Source organism: Xanthomonas sp. D-99 (genome assembly GCF_017746145.1).
Classification (GTDB): Bacteria; Pseudomonadota; Gammaproteobacteria; order Xanthomonadales; family Xanthomonadaceae; genus Xanthomonas; species Xanthomonas cissicola.
Genome location: NZ_JAGHWU010000015.1, coordinates 888 through 1,158, shown reverse-complemented (window position 1 = coordinate 1,158; position 271 = coordinate 888). Strand labels below are relative to the sequence as shown.

Here is a 271-nt window from a genome sequence, read left to right as displayed (position 1 = left end):
ATCATCGCCGTGCTCAAGCAGGCCCAGGCCGGTGCGCCCGTGCCGGAGTTGTGTCGGGAACACGGCATCAGCTCGGCGACGTTCTACAAGTGGCGCAGCAAGTTCGGCGGCATGGACGTGTCCATGGTCGCGCGCATGAAGGAGCTGGAGGAGGAGAACCGCCGGCTCAAGAAGATGTACGCCGAGGCGCAGCTCAGTACCGACCTGCTGAAGGAAGCGCTCGCAAAAAAATGGTGAGGCCATCTCAGCGACGCGAGATGGCCCAATCGGC

1 pseudogene is annotated in these 271 nt (G+C 63.1%); it reads left to right on the top strand.

From position 1 onward, the window contains the following. Window positions 1–271: pseudogene (locus J7360_RS21350) on the top strand (transposase); the annotation flags it as partial.